Below are 19,063 nucleotides of genomic sequence, written 5' to 3' on the forward strand. Positions count from 1 at the left end.
AGAGAAAGGCCCAGCTAAGAAATAGGACTGTCATGATCAGTCTTTTTCTGTTCATTGTTTTCGTATTTGTTATTAGCATGAATACTGGATTTATTAAATTATCACCGTTAGAACTTTTTTATACACTATTCGGATTTGGAACGAGTGAGCAAGCGTTAATTTTATTTGAATTTCGTTTACCGAGAATTGTATTATCCATTCTTGTTGGGATGGGATTGGCAGTATCTGGAGCGATACTTCAAGGGATTACGAGAAATGCATTAGCAGACCCTGGAATTTTAGGAATAAATGCTGGTGCAGGGTTAATGGTAATGTTATATATTTCCTTCTTTCCTTCGATGAATAATACACCCATATTTATTTTACCAGTTTTAGCTTTTATTGGTGCGACTGCTGCAGCAGCATGCATTTACTTATTGTCTTATAAAAAAGATGAAGGTATTTCTCCTGTGCGTTTATTATTAACAGGAGTTGCAATCGCAGCAGGCATTAGTTCCATTATGATTATTTTAACTTTACGTCTTAGTCCAGAAAGTTATCAATTTGTGGCAACGTGGTTAGCTGGTAGTATTTGGGGTTCAAATTGGAAATTTGTCTTAGCATTACTACCTTGGATCGTTATTTTAATTATATTTGTCTATATAAAAGCAAATGTATTAAATATATTGAATTTAGGCGATGTAACAGCAGTAGGATTAGGAGCTTCTATTGAAAAAGAGCGTCGATTATTATTACTAGCTGCAGTTGGTTTAGCAGGGGCAAGTGTATCTGTTAGTGGTGGTATAGGTTTTGTTGGGTTAATTGGACCTCATTTAGCGCGACAATTAGTTGGAGCAAGACATCAAATACTCATCCCAACATCTGCACTTGTTGGTGGTTTATTAGTGTTAGTTGCCGATACAATTGGACGATGGATTTTACAACCTTCGGAAATTCCAGCAGGGATTATAGTGGCGATAATTGGTGCACCATATTTTCTTTATTTATTAACTCGTTTAGAAGATTAAATATAAAAATTGGAGAGAAAAACAATGCTAATTTCAAGAAAAGTACTCGTGAGTTTTTTTTCATTCTTATTTATATTAGTTGGCTGTCAGGACAATGTGTCGGAAGATGATTCGAAAGAAACTAATGATAATAAAGTAGATGAGCATGTCCTAACAGATGCAATGGGGAATGAAGTTACAATTCCAGCAAATCCTGATCGTGTCATTGCCTCTTATTTAGAAGATTATTTGCTTGCACTTGGGATAACTCCTATAGCACAGTGGGCAATTCATGATGGTGCATCTATTCAAGATTATTTACAGAAAGATTTAAAAGATGTACCGACAATCCCTTATGATTTACCTTTTGAAGTTGTTACAAGTTTTTCACCTGATTTATTAATTATGAGTAGTGCAGATATGGTAGAAGGAGAAAAATATGAACAATACTCAAAAATTGCACCGACATATGTGTTGGATTTGGAAAACAATAGTGATTGGCGTGAAAAGTTATTAAAAATTGGAGAGGTTTTCGACAAGAAAGAAGAGGCGGAACAAGTATTAGTTACTTATGATGGAAAAGTAAAAGAATCCAAAGAACTATTGAAAGAATCTATGGGGAATCCGTCAGTGGCTGCAATTTGGTTAGTGAATAATACTTTCTTTATTGTCAGTGATAAAGTATCTAGTGGTGTAGTATTATACGATGATTTAGGACTGGAAAAACCGAATGTTGTAGAAGAAATCTCTACTACTGCAACAGATAATTGGTCAGAAATTTCTTTAGAGAAATTAGCAGAGTTAGATGCAGATCATCTATTCTTAGTAAATAGTGATAAAGGAAACGGGGCAAAAATGTTAGAAGACCCAATATGGCAAGATATTCCGGCTGTAAAAAAGGACCAAATTTATGAATATGAAGCAGACTCTGCTTGGCTTTATTCAGGGCCAATTGCTAATACACAAATCATTGATGATGTAATGACATCACTGATTAAATAAGGAGATCTTATGACATGAAAAAACATATATTCATTGTATTTGCGATGTTTATTATACTTGCGGCATGTAGTAGTGCGACGACAGAAAACATAGGAAAGTCGGATGATACAACAGAAGAAACGAGAGTGTTTGAGACAGTAAATGGAGAAATTGAGATACCAAATAAACCGAAGCGGATAGTGACAGATTTTTATGGTGGAGAATTGCTTACAGTCGGAGCAAATGTGGTAGGGGTTGAACCGACTGCTTTTGATCATCCTTTTATTCAGGATAAATTAGAAGAAACGGTACAATTATTTGCCGATTTAACTGGAAACAAAGAGGAAGGGAAGGCGTTTTTAAGTAAATTTGCGGCTAAGGCAGAAGAAGGACGGGAAAAATTAAAAGAGGTCATCAATGAAAATGATACATTTGGAATTTACGAATTAACAGATAAAGGGGATATATGGATTTTTGGAGATAATGCTGGACGAGGAGGACAAGCACTATACAATGCATTACAACTGGAAATGCCCCATAAAAATGAGAACAACGACCAAACCCTTCAGTTGTCTATGGAAGTATTGCCGGAATATGCGGCTGACTATATGTTTTTAACAACTTATGACCCTGAAAATAGAGGAGAAGCATTAGAAGAATTAAAAGCTTCATCCATTTGGCAAGGGTTGGATGCTACGAAAAACGAACGGATTTTTTACAACGATTTTGATACGTTTTATAGATACGACCCAATTGCAGTATATGAACAAATCGATTTATTTGTAGAGATGATACTTGAAAGTAATCAAGTTACAGAATAAATTTCGTACATGTTTGTAGTTTATTGTGATGGATTAAAAATATAGATGATAAAGGGGCAAATATAATGGATACGGAACAATTATATGATGTGACGATTATTGGTGGTGGACCAGCAGGACTTTTTGCTGCTTTTTATAGTGGTTTAAGGGAAATGAAAACAAAGATAATTGAGTATCAACCGAACTTGGGTGGGAAGGTACATGTATATCCAGAGAAGTTGATATGGGATATAGGCGGCATACCACCAATAACTGGGAATGAATTTATTGATCATGTTGTCCAACAAGGATTAACTTTTGATCCAACAGTGTTATTAGGTGAAAAAGTGACGTCATTAGATAAAAATGAGGCAAATCATTTTGTGATCAATACGGTATCTGGTCATACACATTATTCAAAAACAGTTGTGTTAGCAATTGGTAGTGGCATTTTAACCCCGACAAAATTAGATATTGTAGGCGCAGAACGTTTTGAGGTATCAAATTTACAATATACCGTACCATCATTAGCTCGTTTTAAAGATAAGGTGGTGCTTATTTCAGGCGGTGGAAATTCTGCTGTCGATTGGGCCAATGAATTAGAACCGATAGCGAAAAAAGTTTATTTAATTTATCGTAAAGACTTATTAAAAGGACATGAAGCGGAAGTGTCAAAATTATCCGATAGTAGTGTTGAATGTTTATTAAACACATCTATTCAACAGTTAATTGCAGCAAAAGATAAGGAAACAATTGAAAAAGTAGAATTAATAAATAATGAAAATGGTCAAACAACGCTTCTTTCAGTTGATGAGGTCGTCATCAACCATGGTTTTAAAATGGATCATCATCTTATTCAAAATAGTCCATTACAAATCGACATGGCAAATGAATATGGGGTTGAAGGGTCATCGATGAGTGAAACATCAATTGAGGGATTATACGCAGTTGGCGATATATTGCATCATAACGGTAAATTACATCTCATAGCCGGAGCATTTCAAGATGCAGCAAATGCAATTAATAAAGCAAAACAATATATAACACCACATGCAAACGAACAAGCAATGGTTTCTTCACATAATGAGCGATTCAAAGAGAAAAATCGTAAATTAGTCAGATATTTACACAAACAAGCAGAATAACGGTAACTGAATTGAAAAGGATAGAAGAAATTGCAAAATTATTTATAGAAAATTCGTCATTTTAAAATGATTATTTATATTTCTGTTATATTAGTTGTATAGAACAGAAAAGGGGAGAACGTTCATGATAATATTTGATGCACATTTTCATATTATCGACTTTGACTTTCCTATAAAGGAAAATCAGGGTTATATGCCACCAAGTTATGTTGTAGAAGATTATCAAACAGAAGTGAAGGATTTGAATGTCCGTGGGGGAGCAATTGTATCCGGTTCTTTCCAAGGATTTGATCAAGGGTATTTATTAAAGGCATTAGAACAACTCGGTCCAACTTATTGTGGAGTGACACAAGTTCCTTCAACTATAACAGATGAAGAAATTATCGAACTAAATAATAAAGGTGTGAAAGCTTTACGTTTTAACATAAAACGTGGTGGTTCGGAAGATATATCAAAACTCGATTATTTTGCCAGAAGAGTATACGACTTAGTAGGCTGGCATAGCGAGCTTTATATAGATGCAAAAAACTTACCGGAAATGGTGTCAACGATTGAAAAATTACCTGACATTTCGATAGATCATTTAGGCTTATCAGAGGAAGGATTGCCACATGTATTAAAGTTAGTTGATCAAGGCGTTCGTGTAAAGGCAACAGGATTTGGTAGAGTAGAATTACATGTAAAAAATGCGTTACAGCAAATTTATGATACGAATCCCGATGCATTAATGTTTGGAACGGATTTGCCGTCTACACGAGCGAAAAGGCGATTTGAACGAGCAGATATTGAACTGATACAATCTATATTCGATGAAAAAGCAACCGATAAAATATTATATACTAATGCGCAAAATTGGTATTTTAATGAGTGAGAAATGATCTTAACAGTATATGTTTTCGAAATTTACAGGACTCCCGTATAATGGAAGTATATAACTAAAAGGATGGATCCGAATGTTAAGACTAGAAAACATTAGTAAATCACATGGAGAAAAATTACTTTTTTCCAATCTACATACAATCATTCGTGAAAATGACCGCATCGGTTTAATTGGACCAAATGGAACGGGAAAATCGACTTTATTAAAAATAATTGCTGGTCAAGAAACAGCGGATGATGGAGAACTTATTCATGCAAAAGATTTTACTGTCGCTTATTTACCACAAGAGGAACGAATGGAAGAAGATAAGACAGTAATCGATTATATTTTTCAAAGTGAAGTTCCAATGATGCGACTAATTCGATCATACGAACAAATTAGTCTCTCCTTAGAACAGAATCCTCAAGATGAGAATATCCAACAACAGCTGTTGCGTTTACAAGAACAAATGGATGCAGAAAATGCTTGGGATGCACAAACAGTCGTACAAACAGTTTTATCAAAGTTAGGGATTACATTTTATAATAAAAATGTGCAACATTTATCAGGAGGACAGAAAAAGCGAGTCGCACTAGCAAAAGCTTTAATTGAGCCGGCAGATTTGCTTATATTAGATGAACCGACAAACCATTTAGATAATGTAACAATCCAATGGTTAGAGCAATTTTTAGCGAATTATCGAGGAGCATTACTAATTGTGACACATGATCGTTATTTTTCAAATCGTGTGACGAATTATATTTATGAATTAGATCATGGTCAGTTGTATACGTATGAAGGGAATTATGAGACCTTCGTTGAAAAGAAAATGATTCGGCAAGAAGAAGAACGGATTGCAGAGCAAAAACATAAAAATCGTCTGAGAAATGAAATGGAATGGCTAAAACGCGGTGCCCGTGCTCGTTCGACGAAACAACGTGCACGTATTGAACGAATTCAACAAATGCAAGAGCGTACATTTCATAAGGGTGACGAACAGATTGAAATCCAAGTTGGTGCATCTAAATTAGGATCAAAAGTAATCGAACTGGAAAATGTGTCGAAAAAAATAAATGAAAGAACTTTATGGGAAAGCTTTTCTTTTATCGTTACACCGGATAGTAGGATCGGTATTATTGGTCCGAATGGTGCTGGGAAATCTACGTTATTAGATGTGCTTGCCGGACGATTAAAGGTTGATAGTGGTACGGTAACAATCGGTGAAACAGTTAAAATCGGTTATTACAAACAAGGAGAAGAAGAGCTTGACCCTAATATGCGAATTATTGAATATATTAAAGAAGTAGCAGAGGTTATTACGACAGTTGATGGGGTTCAAATTACGGCTGAGCAAATGTTAGAACGATTTCTCTTTTCTCGTTACCAACAATGGGGCTATATAAAAAGCTTATCTGGTGGAGAGCGAAGAAGACTCTATTTATTAAAGATTTTAATGACCGAACCGAATGTGTTACTTCTCGATGAGCCGACAAATGACTTAGATATTCAAACATTAACTATTTTAGAAGAATATATCGAACAGTTTCCAGGCGTCGTGATGACGGTATCTCATGATCGTTTTTTTCTAGATAGAATTGCTGATATGCTATTAGTTGTAGATGGAAAAGGCGCAATCGATATTGTGTATGGAAATTACACAGATTATATGGAGAAGACGGTCGAAGAAACGCGTGAATTAAAACAGAAACAGAAGGAGCAGAAAGAGAAAACTCCAATACCAAAAAAGAAAAAACTATCCTATTTGGAACAAAAAGAATGGGAAAGTATAGAAGATGAAATTGCGGCACTTGAAGCTGAAGCAGAAGCAATTGAAGCGGCGATTAATGAGGCTGGGAATGACATTGAAAAAGTGCAACAATTATATGAAGCCCAACAGGAAAAAGAGCAAGAGATGGAAGAGAAAATGGAACGTTGGGAAGAATTATCCTTGCTTGTTGAAGCATTAGAAGAATAGACAATATTATACGTTTTATCTAGACGTATAGATGAAAAAACATCTCTATATAATGGGAGATGTTTTTTTATTGTACTTGTTTATTTTCTAATAAGAAAAATTCAAATCTTTGTTCACGTAAAATAAGTATCGCTTCATTTACGCCTTCAGCTGTTTCATTTGTTGGTTGATTTATATTTAATAAGGCAATAGAGTCTAGTTCTGCTTGCAATAAAGCAGGTATTACTTGTTCTGATGAATAGGTTGCCCACCATCACCAAGAATATTATAATGGACGACCGTATATTCTAATGTTTCTTCTTATGACTGTGTAAACAAAATAAAAAGCAAAGACTTATAAATGCGTACATACGACTCATCGTGACTTCTTTCCTCCAGTTGCTTATGTAAACGTCTCTACTTACGCATTTTCCTTTAATAAAGTATAAATGGAAATAGTTTCATATAAAATAATTAATTCATTTGGTAATAAAGATGAACTAAATGTTTCTTGTTCATGGTCACTTCGCCAAAAACTATTCATTAATTGATGTAGTTCTTCCATTTGTGTAATTTTGTCTATAGATGTTTCTTCTAAAAAGTAAATTGCTAATTCATTCATACCGGTTTGTACGAGTCTTTTTTGTTCAGGTGAAAAAGCGGTATGTTCCAGCGAGATTCCGGCGATATTGTGTAAATGATAGTGAATTAATTCGATATGTTCCAATGTTTCTAAGAAGTGTTTTTGTTCCACATCACTTTTTTCTATAAAAGGTCGATAATTTGCTTCATTTACTTCATATAAAATAAATTGTTTCGTTTTATCTATTAAGTTTTTAATTGAAGAGATTTGTTCGTTCATCATTGTTTTATGTTCATATGCTTGTAATGCATGTCCAATCGATTTGTATATTTGTTGTAAATTTTGTTCAATAATTTTTTGATAGTTTGGTGGAAAAATGAACATATTTACAAGAGTTGAGACAATTAGACCAATGGAGGTTGTCCCTAATCGAATGAAAAATGCCATCATATAATTGTCGTGAATTACTTCAATCATTGCAACAGAAGTTATGGTTGCAACGAGTAATCCAGCATGCAAATTTAAACGATAACAAGTAATGATAGTTAAAGTTGCTGCCAGTGTGTACGTAATCGCTGTGTTTCCAAACAACGATATAAAAAGTACGGCATAAAAAGACCCTATCGCAGAAGCGGGGAAACGGATGATACCTTTTTGAATGGAATCTTTAACGGTTGGCTCTAACGTAACGATTGCTGTTATAACGGCAAATACGGGTGGCCAATGAAGCCAAATACATATAAATGCAGTCACACATACTGCGACAGCGGTTTTTACGATGCGGTGTCCAGGTAAACGCACTACTCATTCCCACCTTTTTGTCTGTATCTATTATAATAGTAACATAAAGCATGAAGTTGAATTCTTTATTGATCATAGAATTTCCATTTTAGATGGTCATAATAACTTTCAAGGGATATAACTTATTATGTAAAAATAAGTTTCCACTTTTTCGAAATAAATTTACGACAGAAGCGTATCTATTGCTATATTATAGCAAAGCAAACATACATATATCTATCATGAGTAGGTAGATTTATTTTGTTTCATGGACACATGTTTATAAGGGGATAATATGCCCATGAAACTTAGAAACGAGCGGAAGGAATTACCATATTGACGTTTGTATATGATCGTCCTATTTTTTATGCAATTAATTTTAAACCAATCGCAGAGCCGAGTATAAGCGTGATACATAATAATCTTTTCCAATTTTTTGACTCGCCGTAAAAGAACATGCCAATGAAAGAACTACCAATAACACTAATACCTGTCCAAATGGCATAACCAGTTCCCATTGGGATTGTTTGCAGTGAATAACTAAGAAGACCGAGAGCGAAACCTAATCCAAAAATGATGAAAAAAAGTGTTCGCCAATTTCGCCTCATAGAGTATTGATTAATCATTGTGACGGCAAAAGTTTCTAAAAGCCCAGCTATCAATAAAGTGAACCAAGCCATTAATGATCACCTCCAGTTGATGTTTCATTATCTGTAATTAGTTTTATGCCGATAACGCCTACTAACAATGTGAAAATGAGGAAGATCTTCATCCATTTGAAAGCTTCCCCAAAAAATATAATTTCTGCGATGACAGTTCCACTAGCACCTAATCCTACGAAAACAGTGTATACTGTTCCTGCCGGAAGTACTTGTGCTACCTGAATCATCAAATAATTGCTAACAATAATTAAAGTAATCGTCACAATCCAAGTCCAAACATTAAAAGCATGTGCTAAACCAATGACCCATAAAACTTCTAAAAATGCAGCAATTATTAATTTAATCCAATTCGTATCCAACAGTCATTCCTCCATTCAATCATTTTTGGTAAATAAAAAAAGCCTAGGAGTAACTGATTAAACAGTTATCTCCCAGGCTTTTATCCCTCCGTGACATAGCGATTGCTATGAGTTTTCTCTCGGTCCAGGCCAAACAATCATTTGCGGAACCCTAGAAAACTTTTACATATGAAATTATGTGTAAGATGAATTCATTATATTATAGCACATATAATCATGGATGAAACTACTTAATGGAAAGAATATTGGAATATTCCATTTAGCATTATAAATTTTCATGAAACAAAAATACCGAGCCATATAGCAATAATGAAGGCAAAGAAGAGAAATAGCTTTTCGGTTTTTGTTATGTCATCTACATCATCTATGTTCATTTTTATTGTCAGATATACACTATAAATGAAAAGAATTCCTACTCCGATTCCAGCTAACGGTCTTGTAAATGCTATCCAAACGGCTAAAATCCCGATGAACATGAAATATAAAATAGCAGGTGCTTTAGCAGCTTGGCTACCGAAGATATCTTCCGACCATACGACAGATGTACGTTTGACAGGTTGTGCTTTTCGGTCGGCATGACGATCTGGAATATGATGGACCATAACCCAAGCCATACACCATATGGCGTTGACTAGAGCATTTTGCCAAGCCCATAGTGGTATGTGGTCAAGTAAAATCCAAGGTGCCGCAACCCCTAATAATAACATCGTTGGGAATAAACTAAACCATTCTCCAATAAAAGGATAATAGGCTAATTGGAATGGTTTTAATGAATAAGATACAGCACCCCATATTCCAACTAATGTAAGGATGGCAAACTTGGAATAATCGAGAAAAATGAATAAACCTGTCATAAGTAATAAAAAGATACTAACAGTAATCCCTAATTTGGTTAACGATTGTACAGACATTGTTTTTGTCTGTAGTACGCGACTTCCCCCTGAAAGAACACCGGGGCTAAGCTCGTCCGTTCCAGTATGATAATCAGTCAGATCATTTAAAGTATGTGTCAACAGCCCATGTGTTAATAACGTTCCCATTAATAAAATAAATGCAACACCGATAATAGTCATATTCGAAACAGAATAATGAAATATGAGCGGTAGGACAGTTGATAAAATTGCTGCGACACTAGAAAACACCACTGCTATGATTCTTAATAACATTGCAATTCCTTTCATACTTATTGCCTGTTGACTCGGTATCATTTTAATCATCCATTCGATTACTTATTAATTTCTTTGTTTCCATAGTATGGCTGGTATTCACATCATTTATAACGGAGGGATCTAATTTTAATGGCAAGTTTTAATTGTATAGTTCAATCAAATGCAATATTTATGTCAAAAAAATTGCAGCCAACCTATTTTAAAAATAGAATCGGAGCTTTGTAGATGTTACAATAAATGAATATTAAGATGAATCTTTATTCTTCATAAAATTGTTATGTACAGAAAACATCGATAGTTTATTATTAATCGTATTATATTCAATAAACCTTTCCTAGTAGTTGAAGGATAAGGTTTTTCGTCATAAACTTAAAAGAAAATAAATTTACACATTAATTTACGTGAAAAGGAGGAATATTTTGAAAAAATATTTGTCAGAATCATCTCCTATATCTTCAAATGAACGAATTATTTCTTTAGATATTATTAGAGGTTTTGCATTGTTTGGGATTTTATTAGTAAATATGCCGCTATTTCAAACGCCAAAATTAGTGGAAGAGTTGTATATGATTTCACCTGAATTAAGCGGTATAGATCAATTTGCAAGAATAATTTTAGATGTGTTTGTGGAGACGAAGTTTTTTGCAATTTTTTCTATATTGTTTGGAATAGGATTTTATATTTTTATGCAACGAGCTGAAGAAAAAAGCGCATTTTATTATCGGTTATATTCACGGAGATTAATTGCATTAGGTGTATTCGGCTTTTTGCATCTATTCTTTTTCTGGTATGGAGACATCTTGTTGCGGTATGCTCTAGCAGGTTTCTTTTTAATATTCTTTTATAAAAGAAAGGAAAAAACAATCTTCATTTGGATTTTGTCCTTTGTATGCTTGCTCTTTGGATTACTTTTGTTCAGTTTTTTTTCCTCAACGGAAGCGATGGAGCAACAAATAAGTATTCTGCAAATGGAAGGTGCCTCAAAGGTAGTAGAGGCAATTGATATTTATAATAATGGCAGTTATACGGAATGGTTGTCCTATCGTTTTACAGATGAAGTAATTCCTGTATTAATCAATATGCCATTTTCTATTATTACTCCATTGTTTTATTTTTTAATCGGTTTATATATAGCGAAAAAAGGAATTTTGACTGATTTTCATACGCATAAGCAGTTTGTTAAACGTGTATGGTTGATTAGTTTATTAGTAAGTATTCCATTAAGTGTAGGGATCATTCTTTTTCACTTAAACGTTATAGATGTAGGAATGCTAAACGATCAAATAGTAGAAGTTCTTTTACTTGCTAGTGGATTAAGCTTGTCATTCTTTTATATAGCAACAATTTTTTTACTACTTGAAAAAGAAAAATGGAAAAGAATATTGCATCCATTCCATTATGTCGGGAAAATGGCATTAACTAATTATATCATGCAAACATTCATAGGTGTCGGTATTTTTACGGGATTGGGGCTGTTTGGAGAATTACATGTATGGTTAGGAATAGTGATTAGTTTCCTCGTATTCCCACTTCAAATCCTTTTCAGTTACCTATGGTTGCAATATTTCAGATTTGGTCCGTTAGAATGGATATGGCGCTCCATCACTTATGGTCAATTACAATCGATAAGAATAAATAAATCATAATTATTTATTCTTATCGAATGTTAATGAGTAATGTGAAAATAAATCTATGGGTTGCAAGAATGCGGCCTGAAGTTGCAAGAATGTGGTCCAAAGTTGCAAGAATGCACCCCGAAGTTGCAAGAATACACCCCAAAGTTGCAAGAATACGGCCCAAAGTTGCAAGAATACACCCCGAAGTTGCAAGAATGCGTCCTGAAGTTGCAAGAATACGGCCCAAAGTTGCAAGAATACACCCCAAAGTTGCAAGAATACGGCCCAAAGTTGCAAGAATACGGCCCAAAGTTGCAAGAATACACCCCAAAGTTGCAAGAATACGGCCCAAAGTTGCAAGAATACACCCCAAAGTTGCAAGAATACACCCCAAAGTTGCAAGAATACGGCCCGAAGTCGCAAGAATACACCCCAAAGTTGCAATAACTAGCTAATTAATTTTATTTCGTTGATAATAAATAGTGGGAACAATCTACAAAGAAATGGAGTATGTATATTGAAAACAGATACGAAAAAATCGAATAATTTTATACAACTGATTAAAGATACGAAACCATCTATTTGGATGATTTCGATTGCAGTTTTTTTAAGTGTTATCAACACATTAGTTGGTTTAGTCATTCCTTTAGTTACGAAAACACTTGTAGATACATTATCGTTTACAAATATTGATTATCGAATAATTTTGCTATTAATTGTGGCATTTGTCGGTCAAGCAGTTGCAGGTGGTGTGTCCGTTTATTTATTAAGTGTCATCGGTCAACATATCGTCGCACAATTAAGGGTTCGATTATGGGATAAATTAATTGTGCTTCCTGTAGCGTTTTATGACAAGTTTCGGTCCAATGAAATGGTAAGTCGAATGATTAATGATACGGCTGTTTTAAAAGGACTTATTACAGATCATTTGATCAGTTTTTTCACCGGTATGATTTCTATGGTCGGTGCAATCATTATTTTATTATTCATTGATTGGCAAATGACGCTTGTTTTATTTATTGCTGTACCGCTAATGGTTTTTATTTTAATTCCTTTAGGAAGGAAAATGCGGACGATATCTCGAGAGTTACAGCATCATACAGCACAATTTACCGCTTATATTAGTCAAATATTAGGGGATATCCGATTAGTGAAAGTATCCAATGCAGAAAAGAATGAGCGTGTAAATGCAAGGGAAGAGATAGATGTTTTATTTCAATTCGGTAAAAAAGAAGGGAAAGTACAAGCATTAGTTGCACCACTCGTTTCCTTTGTCATGATGTCCTTGCTCGTTGTTATTATCGGTTATGGAGGAATGCGAGTCGCAACAGGCGATATTACACCAGGTGGGCTTGTTGCATTCATTTTATACATGTTCCAAATTATGTTGCCATTAGCACAATTCTCAAGATTCTTTACAGAGTTACAAAAAGCAAAAGGTGCAACAGAACGAATTATGATGATTTTAGAAGAACCGGTTGAATTATTAACAGATGGAAAAGAACAATTTCATATAAATCAGCCGATTACAATAAAAAATGTTTCTTTTGCTTATGAAACGACGGAAGAAATTTTACAAAATATATCCTTTACTGCACATCCTGGCACAGTGACAGCAATTGTGGGACCGAGTGGAAGTGGAAAAACAACATTATTTTCACTGTTGGAAAGGTTCTATGATCCAACGGAAGGTGATATATATTTAGGGGAGGATTCGCTTCGTACATTATCTTTAACGATATGGAGGAAGCAAATTGGTTATGTATCACAGGAAAACCCGATTATTGCAGGAACTATTTTAGAAAATATTACTTTTGGGCTTGAAGAAGTTCCATCTAAAGAAAAAATAGAAGAAGCATTACAAATGGCGTATGCAAAAGAGTTTGTCTATGAATTACCAGATGGTATCGAAACAGAAGTTGGGGAGAGAGGTATTAAGTTATCTGGTGGACAAAGACAACGAATTGGCATAGCTAGGGCACTGCTGCGTGATCCACAAATACTTATGTTAGATGAGGCGACATCAAGTTTAGATTCCAAGTCAGAAATTGAAGTTCAAAAGGCGTTAGATAATTTAATGAAAGGGCGCACGACATTTGTTATTGCCCACCGTTTATCAACCATTATGGATGCTCATCATATTATCTTTTTAGATAAAGGTGTAATTACTGGGAATGGAACACATGAAGAATTAATGAAATCACATGTATTGTATAAGGAATTTACAAAACAACAATTAAAATTAGATATGTAGATGAATTTAAATAAAAAAGAACATTTTAGTATAATTTTGTACTAAAATGTTCTTTTATTTTAATGTTTAAAAAATGCAAAGCTACCATCTTCGCTTTCGTGTTTTACCCATGTTATCAACATTAATATACCTGTCATGATGAGTAAAGAACTTGTGACAAAGAAAATAGATGCCATCCCATAAGAAGCGGCAAGTAACCCACCTAATGCAGGTCCAATCATATTTCCTAAAAAGCGCAAGCTCGTATTATATCCAAGTACTTCACCTTGCATAGATAATGGTGCTTCTAAGCGAATATACGCGATTCTTGTCGGAACAATTCCACCAATTGCAATCCCAAGAATGAATCGTAAGAAAATTAATTGATATATATTTGTTACGAATGCCCCAGGGAAATACGCGATTCCTGCAAGTAATAATAAACTTATTAATATTTTTGTATGTCCATACTTATCCCCAAGTTTTCCCCAATATCTCGCTAAAAATAAACTACCAAGACCAGCGACTGAGAAAGTTAAACCGGAATAAAATGCAATATTTTCTGGACCGTTAATTTCAATCACATATAATGATAAAATAGGTTGAATACTAAAGTGTGCAACTTGCACTAATGTAGAAGTTAACATCACTATTAACAAGACTGGATGTCCGATAATATGTTGTATCACTTCTTTTGAGGAGTAAGAACGTCTATCTTTGACGTCCGAGATTTTCAATTGTAATTCCTTTATGCCAAATTTGACGATAAAGGCAGATAAGAAGATTGATATGGAGACTAATTGAAACGTTGCTCCGTAACCGATATTATCTGCAATGACTCCACCAAATAGTGGTCCCATTAGCGTACCCGTTACACTCGCCGTTTGTAATGTACCTAAAACTTTTCCTGCTGTTTTTTTTGGTGTTTGTGTCGAAATAAACGCTTGTGACATTGGGATGAAACCTGTAAATATTCCCATGAAAAAACGTAACATAAATAATTGAAAAATCGATGTTGCAAACCCCATTAATAAGACAGATAAACCTAAACCAGTTGCCGATATAATTAAAATATTTTTACGACCATATTTATCCCCAATTTTTCCCCATATAGGTGAAAAAATAAATGCAGTCACGAATGTTACCCCAAAGATTAATCCGGACCATGTTTGCACATAACTTTCTGTAAAATTTCCAAGTGACTCAATATACAACGAAATAAACGGGAGAATCATCGTCATACTACTCGCAATAAAAAAGTTCGCAAACCACATTATTGTGACATTCCGACGTACTACATTCTCTTGATATACGATAAATAAACACTTCTCTCTTTTTTATTTTCTATATATAGTATAACGGATCTACCTTGCAATCGTAAGTTATCTGCTCATAAACATTGTTATGGCGCAGTTTTTGGAAACGCTATCCTCTATACGTAATATAGATGAAAGTGCTTCACGATGTTCATGATTTGAACATCTTTTTCTAGCCATTGCTCATACATTTCTTTTACAGACAACCCAATGTTTTCTCAATTGGTTAGTATCATATATAACATGTAATTGGAAAATGTGTATCTTACTTGTTCGCCAAATTCATTCGTATACCAGTGCATACGTACTTCCATCGAATCTACTCGTTTTGGATTTTTAGCAGATACAGTTGTAACAATCGAAGGATTAATTAATTCATTTAATTTAAATTTCATTTGTTCGCAAAATATTTGGTCCAAATCCAAATAAGGAACAGGCACTAAGTGAAGCAATAATGCCTAGACTAATGATTACTTTACTCCAACTTTTCAATTAAATCCCTCCAATCGCAATATTGTATTTTAAGACTTGAGACTGTTCCTACATCACGAATACTGGTATTATTAATAATTATAGATTATTTTACAGACAAATGTTGAGAAAATAAAAGAAATCTATCATAATAGACGAGGATATATTAGTAGTATGAGGTGATTGTAGTGAGAAAGATAGGACGTAATGAGCCATGTCCTTGTGGAAGTGGATTAAAATATAAAAAGTGCTGCTTGAAGAAAAATGTTATTCCATTCAGTCCTGAACAGTTAGATGAACAACTAATCGATCTATCTACAGAAATGATCGAGTATGGTTTAAAGTCATATAAAGATAAAATTAATGAAGCATTAACTAAATATGGAAATATGTATGGCATCGGTGAAAAAACAGAAGATAAAGATCATTTTATTGCTTTGAGCTTGCCATGGATTTTAATTCATGAACGAATGATAGACGGTCAAACGATTTATGAGCAATTTGTAAATGAAAAAATGGATACAATCAAGCATGATACGATTAAAAAAGCATTGCATAATTGGAAAGATGCTAGTTCATCTTTTTATGAAATAGTGAGTATAGAAAATAAAGAAAAAAATTATATTAGCATTCAAAACGTCTTGACAGAAAAAGAGCATACGATTCAAATTAAGGGGATTACAGAGGAAAACATCGGAAACTTTATCGTTGGAACATTGCTTCAAGCTGTAGAAGCAGATCATTTTCTATATGCATCTATTGGACTTCCAGCAGAGATGAAAGATTGGATAGGGGAACAGAAGAACGATAATAACGTAACTGGAGCACATATGAACGAGCATTATATTCGGTTAGTTGCATCGTTTATTCAACCGCCTATGGAAAAGGTAATTTGGGAAGAACCAATTTACGAAACGGTTGCAAGTGAGTTCGTATCGAATATGGAGGCGAAAGGGACGGACAAAGAAATGATTGAAAAAGTCGTTTCATTCTGGCATTATTATAGTTCCAAACATCGTCCGGTTATTCGAAAAGAAGCAGGGTACATAGCTGCACTAGATTATTTACTGCATCAAGGTTTTGCCAAAGATGATAGTGTCACACAAAAAGGACTAGCGGAAACGTATGGGGTTTCTAGTACGACGATTTCAGGACACTTCCATAAATTTGTAGCCGAAATGGAAGTATCGAGTGAAGAGAAAGTTTAAATAGCTAGGAAGCTTATTACTACCCTTTCTAAAATGATAGAAAGGGTAGTTTTTATGCTGAAATTTAAAATTATGATAGTTTCTTTCGTGAAGATTTTGTATAATGACACATATACGAAAAAATGATTCATGATTCAGTAAACTTATATTGAAAAAGTGAAAGGGGTTACTCTTGTGAATAAAGGAAAAAGACAAGACCCACGTTTTAAAATTGCCCATCGGGAGGCAATCATCGGTTGTATATTAGCGATTATAAATTTCGCTTGGTGGTATGGATTTGCATATGGGTTAGGGTCAAAACCACCTGAACAATATACGTATATATTAGGATTTCCGGCATGGATTTTTTTCAGCCTTATTTTAGGCACACTTTTAATGATTGTCCTTGTATGGATTGTCGTAAAGTACGTATTAACAGACATTCCATTAGATGATGAAGAAAATGGGGTGGACGATAAATGAACTGGATCGTTATCACGCCGTTGTTTTTATTTTTAGTTATTATATTTTTAATCGGCATTTGGTCCAACCGAAAACTAGGAAAAGCAGATTCATTTGTAAATGATTATTTTTTAGGAAGTAGAGAATTTGGTGGCTTAATGCTTGCGATGACGATGGTAGCTACATATGGTAGTGCATCTAGCTTTTTAGGTGGACCAGGAGCTGCATATACGAAAGGTTTTGGTTGGGTTTTACTTGCGATGACACAAGTGGCAACAGGTTATTTTGTGCTTTTAGTGTTAGGGAAAAAATTCGCAATCGTTGCCCGAAGGTTTCATGCTGTCACATTGATTGATTTTTTAAAAGAACGATATAAAAGCTCTGTAATTGTAATCATTTCAGCAATAAGTATTATTGTATTTTTATTCTCTGCAATGGCAGCGCAATGGGTTGGTGGAGCTTATTTAATTCAGTCGTTAACGAATTTAAGTTACATTTCAGCATTATTTATTTTTACGGTTTCTGTATTAGTATATGTCGTTGTCGGAGGATTTCGGGCAGTCGTTATAACGGATGCAGTACAAGGAATCATCATGGTCGGTGGAACTATTATGCTGCTTATAGCGGTTATTATTGCTGGTGGTGGCTTATCGAATTTATTCGCCGATTTAGTAGCAATTAACCCAAATTTAATTACTCCATTTGGAGAAGATGGAAATTTAACCTCTGCTTATGTATCTTCTTATTGGATTTTAGTAGGGGTAGGGGTAATTGGATTGCCACAAATTGCTGTTCGTGCTATGGCGTATAAAGATTCGAAAGCGATGCACCGCGCCATTTTAATCGGGACTATTGTTGTCGGGATTATCATGTTAGGGATGCATTTAATCGGAGTGTTTGCTCGTCCAGTGTTACCAGGAATTGACGTAGCAGATCAAGTTATTCCACTCGTTGCATTAGAAGTACTCCCACCATGGTTAGCTGGGGTATTACTAGCAGCACCGATGGCAGCTATTATGTCGACAGTAGATTCTTTGCTTATTTTAGTGAGTTCCTCTGTCGTGAAAGATGTATATTTAAATTACATCAAACCGAAAGCATCAGAAAAAGAAATTAAAAGAGTTAGTGTTGCGGTGACAGCAATAATAGGGATAGTTGCTTTTATTTTAGCAATTAGTCCACCAGATTTACTCATCTTTTTAAATTTATTTGCATTTGGTGGGTTAGAAGCGGCATTTATTTGGCCGATTGTATTTGGGCTGTATTGGAAATATGCGAACAAACATGGCGCAATTGCTTCTATGCTCGTTGGAATTATCTCGTATATTGCCATTTATCAATATAATAGTATGTATGGAGATTTACTAGGTGTACATGCTGTAACGATTCCAGTAGCATTATCGTTTGTTGTATTTATTGTTGTTAGTTTATTGTTTAAAACAGATGCATATGAATTTCCGTCCACAACAAATCCAAAATAAAAGAACCTCCATACGAGTG

18 protein-coding genes and 1 riboswitch are annotated in these 19,063 nt (G+C 34.4%); of the genes, 12 read left to right on the forward strand and 6 right to left on the reverse strand.

The window, feature by feature from the left end; all coding sequences use genetic code 11:
- The first annotated feature begins 32 nt into the window (after positions 1 to 32).
- From SPD45_RS12645 to SPD45_RS12670, 6 genes are all read left to right on the forward strand, one after another.
- Complete coding sequence (locus SPD45_RS12645; RefSeq protein ID WP_442962034.1) at positions 33 to 1,007, forward strand: FecCD family ABC transporter permease; 975 nt, start codon at positions 33 to 35, stop codon at positions 1,005 to 1,007.
- Positions 1,008 to 1,031: 24 nt separating this feature from the next.
- Entirely contained in the window at positions 1,032 to 1,988 is a 957-nt protein-coding gene (locus SPD45_RS12650) for an iron-hydroxamate ABC transporter substrate-binding protein (protein WP_336268139.1), read from the forward strand.
- A gap of 14 nt (positions 1,989 to 2,002) precedes the next feature.
- Positions 2,003 to 2,788: an ABC transporter substrate-binding protein gene (locus SPD45_RS12655; protein WP_336268140.1), complete on the forward strand. Its 786-nt coding sequence runs from the start codon at positions 2,003 to 2,005 to the stop codon at positions 2,786 to 2,788.
- 65 nt (positions 2,789 to 2,853) lie between these two features.
- Positions 2,854 to 3,912: an NAD(P)/FAD-dependent oxidoreductase gene (locus SPD45_RS12660; RefSeq protein ID WP_336268141.1), complete on the forward strand. Its 1,059-nt coding sequence runs from the start codon at positions 2,854 to 2,856 to the stop codon at positions 3,910 to 3,912.
- Positions 3,913 to 4,036: 124 nt separating this feature from the next.
- Positions 4,037 to 4,783, forward strand: coding sequence for an amidohydrolase family protein (locus SPD45_RS12665; RefSeq protein WP_336268142.1), 747 nt, complete (start codon positions 4,037 to 4,039; stop codon positions 4,781 to 4,783).
- Between the two features lie 82 nt (positions 4,784 to 4,865).
- Positions 4,866 to 6,746, forward strand: a complete 1,881-nt coding sequence (locus SPD45_RS12670; RefSeq protein WP_336268143.1) for an ABC-F family ATP-binding cassette domain-containing protein — start codon at positions 4,866 to 4,868, stop codon at positions 6,744 to 6,746.
- A 67-nt stretch (positions 6,747 to 6,813) separates the two neighbouring features.
- Here the strand turns inward: SPD45_RS12670 and SPD45_RS12675 are convergent, their stop codons facing one another.
- The 5 genes from SPD45_RS12675 to SPD45_RS12695 all read right to left on the reverse strand — a co-directional run bounded on the left by SPD45_RS12675 (position 6,814) and on the right by SPD45_RS12695 (position 10,317).
- The gene (locus SPD45_RS12675) at positions 6,814 to 6,957 is read right to left on the reverse strand and encodes a hypothetical protein (protein ID WP_336268144.1); all 144 of its coding nucleotides are present in this window, start codon (positions 6,955 to 6,957) and stop codon (positions 6,814 to 6,816) included.
- Positions 6,958 to 7,146: 189 nt separating this feature from the next.
- Positions 7,147 to 8,109, reverse strand: a complete 963-nt coding sequence (locus SPD45_RS12680) for an aromatic acid exporter family protein (RefSeq protein ID WP_336268145.1) — start codon at positions 8,107 to 8,109, stop codon at positions 7,147 to 7,149.
- Between the two features lie 344 nt (positions 8,110 to 8,453).
- Complete coding sequence (locus SPD45_RS12685; RefSeq protein ID WP_336268146.1) at positions 8,454 to 8,768, reverse strand: DMT family transporter; 315 nt, start codon at positions 8,766 to 8,768, stop codon at positions 8,454 to 8,456.
- Entirely contained in the window at positions 8,768 to 9,109 is a 342-nt protein-coding gene (locus SPD45_RS12690) for a DMT family transporter (RefSeq protein ID WP_336268147.1), read from the reverse strand. Before SPD45_RS12690 ends, SPD45_RS12685 begins: the two co-directional genes overlap by 1 nt.
- A 67-nt stretch (positions 9,110 to 9,176) precedes the next feature.
- A riboswitch (guanidine-I (ykkC/yxkD leader) is annotated at positions 9,177 to 9,275 on the reverse strand.
- Positions 9,276 to 9,384: 109 nt separating this feature from the next.
- Positions 9,385 to 10,317 carry a prenyltransferase gene (locus tag SPD45_RS12695; RefSeq protein WP_336268148.1) on the reverse strand — a complete coding sequence of 311 codons (933 nt, stop codon included), beginning with the start codon at positions 10,315 to 10,317 and terminating at the stop codon, positions 9,385 to 9,387.
- 380 nt (positions 10,318 to 10,697) lie between these two features.
- Here SPD45_RS12695 and SPD45_RS12700 point away from each other — a divergent pair, with 380 nt between their 5' ends.
- The 3 genes from SPD45_RS12700 (at position 10,698) to SPD45_RS12710 (ending at position 14,148) form a co-directional block, all read left to right on the forward strand.
- Complete coding sequence (locus SPD45_RS12700; protein WP_336268149.1) at positions 10,698 to 11,924, forward strand: DUF418 domain-containing protein; 1,227 nt, start codon at positions 10,698 to 10,700, stop codon at positions 11,922 to 11,924.
- A gap of 51 nt (positions 11,925 to 11,975) precedes the next feature.
- A complete protein-coding gene (locus SPD45_RS12705) occupies positions 11,976 to 12,341 on the forward strand; it encodes a hypothetical protein (protein ID WP_336268150.1) in 366 nt (121 codons plus the stop codon).
- 67 nt (positions 12,342 to 12,408) lie between these two features.
- Entirely contained in the window at positions 12,409 to 14,148 is a 1,740-nt protein-coding gene (locus SPD45_RS12710) for an ABC transporter ATP-binding protein (RefSeq protein WP_442962035.1), read from the forward strand.
- A gap of 59 nt (positions 14,149 to 14,207) precedes the next feature.
- Here SPD45_RS12710 and SPD45_RS12715 read toward each other — a convergent pair whose 3' ends face one another.
- Entirely contained in the window at positions 14,208 to 15,401 is a 1,194-nt protein-coding gene (locus SPD45_RS12715) for an MFS transporter (protein WP_336268152.1), read from the reverse strand.
- Positions 15,402 to 16,102: 701 nt separating this feature from the next.
- Between SPD45_RS12715 and SPD45_RS12720 the strand changes: the two genes are divergently transcribed.
- The 3 genes from SPD45_RS12720 (at position 16,103) to panF (ending at position 19,044) form a co-directional block, all read left to right on the forward strand.
- On the forward strand, positions 16,103 to 17,122 hold the full coding sequence (locus SPD45_RS12720; RefSeq protein ID WP_336268153.1) for a YecA family protein: 1,020 nt from the start codon (positions 16,103 to 16,105) through the stop codon (positions 17,120 to 17,122).
- Between the two features lie 174 nt (positions 17,123 to 17,296).
- Complete coding sequence (locus SPD45_RS12725) at positions 17,297 to 17,584, forward strand: YhdT family protein (protein WP_336268154.1); 288 nt, start codon at positions 17,297 to 17,299, stop codon at positions 17,582 to 17,584.
- On the forward strand, positions 17,581 to 19,044 hold the full coding sequence (gene panF, locus SPD45_RS12730) for a sodium/pantothenate symporter (RefSeq protein WP_336268155.1): 1,464 nt from the start codon (positions 17,581 to 17,583) through the stop codon (positions 19,042 to 19,044). The genes SPD45_RS12725 and panF overlap by 4 nt, the downstream gene beginning before the upstream one ends.
- Positions 19,045 to 19,063 lie beyond the last annotated feature (19 nt).

Origin of the sequence: Pseudogracilibacillus sp. SO10305 (genome assembly GCF_037072005.1) — a bacterium.
GTDB lineage: Bacteria > Bacillota > Bacilli > Bacillales > Amphibacillaceae > Pseudogracilibacillus > Pseudogracilibacillus intestinigallinarum.

What these genes read in the sequence shown, in the direction of transcription:
- SPD45_RS12665 (WP_336268142.1), top strand. Translation starts at nt 4,037, where the DNA reads ATGATAATATTTGATGCACATTTTCATATTATCGACTTTGACTTTCCT.
- panF (WP_336268155.1), top strand. Translation starts at nt 17,581, where the DNA reads ATGAACTGGATCGTTATCACGCCGTTGTTTTTATTTTTAGTTATTATA.
- SPD45_RS12655 (WP_336268140.1), top strand. Translation starts at nt 2,003, where the DNA reads ATGAAAAAACATATATTCATTGTATTTGCGATGTTTATTATACTTGCG.
- SPD45_RS12685 (WP_336268146.1), bottom strand. Translation starts at nt 8,768, where the DNA reads ATGGCTTGGTTCACTTTATTGATAGCTGGGCTTTTAGAAACTTTTGCC.
- SPD45_RS12695 (WP_336268148.1), bottom strand. Translation starts at nt 10,317, where the DNA reads ATGATACCGAGTCAACAGGCAATAAGTATGAAAGGAATTGCAATGTTA.
- SPD45_RS12645 (WP_442962034.1), top strand. Translation starts at nt 33, where the DNA reads ATGATCAGTCTTTTTCTGTTCATTGTTTTCGTATTTGTTATTAGCATG.
- SPD45_RS12650 (WP_336268139.1), top strand. Translation starts at nt 1,032, where the DNA reads ATGCTAATTTCAAGAAAAGTACTCGTGAGTTTTTTTTCATTCTTATTT.
- SPD45_RS12670 (WP_336268143.1), top strand. Translation starts at nt 4,866, where the DNA reads ATGTTAAGACTAGAAAACATTAGTAAATCACATGGAGAAAAATTACTT.
- SPD45_RS12715 (WP_336268152.1), bottom strand. Translation starts at nt 15,401, where the DNA reads ATGTGGTTTGCGAACTTTTTTATTGCGAGTAGTATGACGATGATTCTC.
- SPD45_RS12660 (WP_336268141.1), top strand. Translation starts at nt 2,854, where the DNA reads ATGGATACGGAACAATTATATGATGTGACGATTATTGGTGGTGGACCA.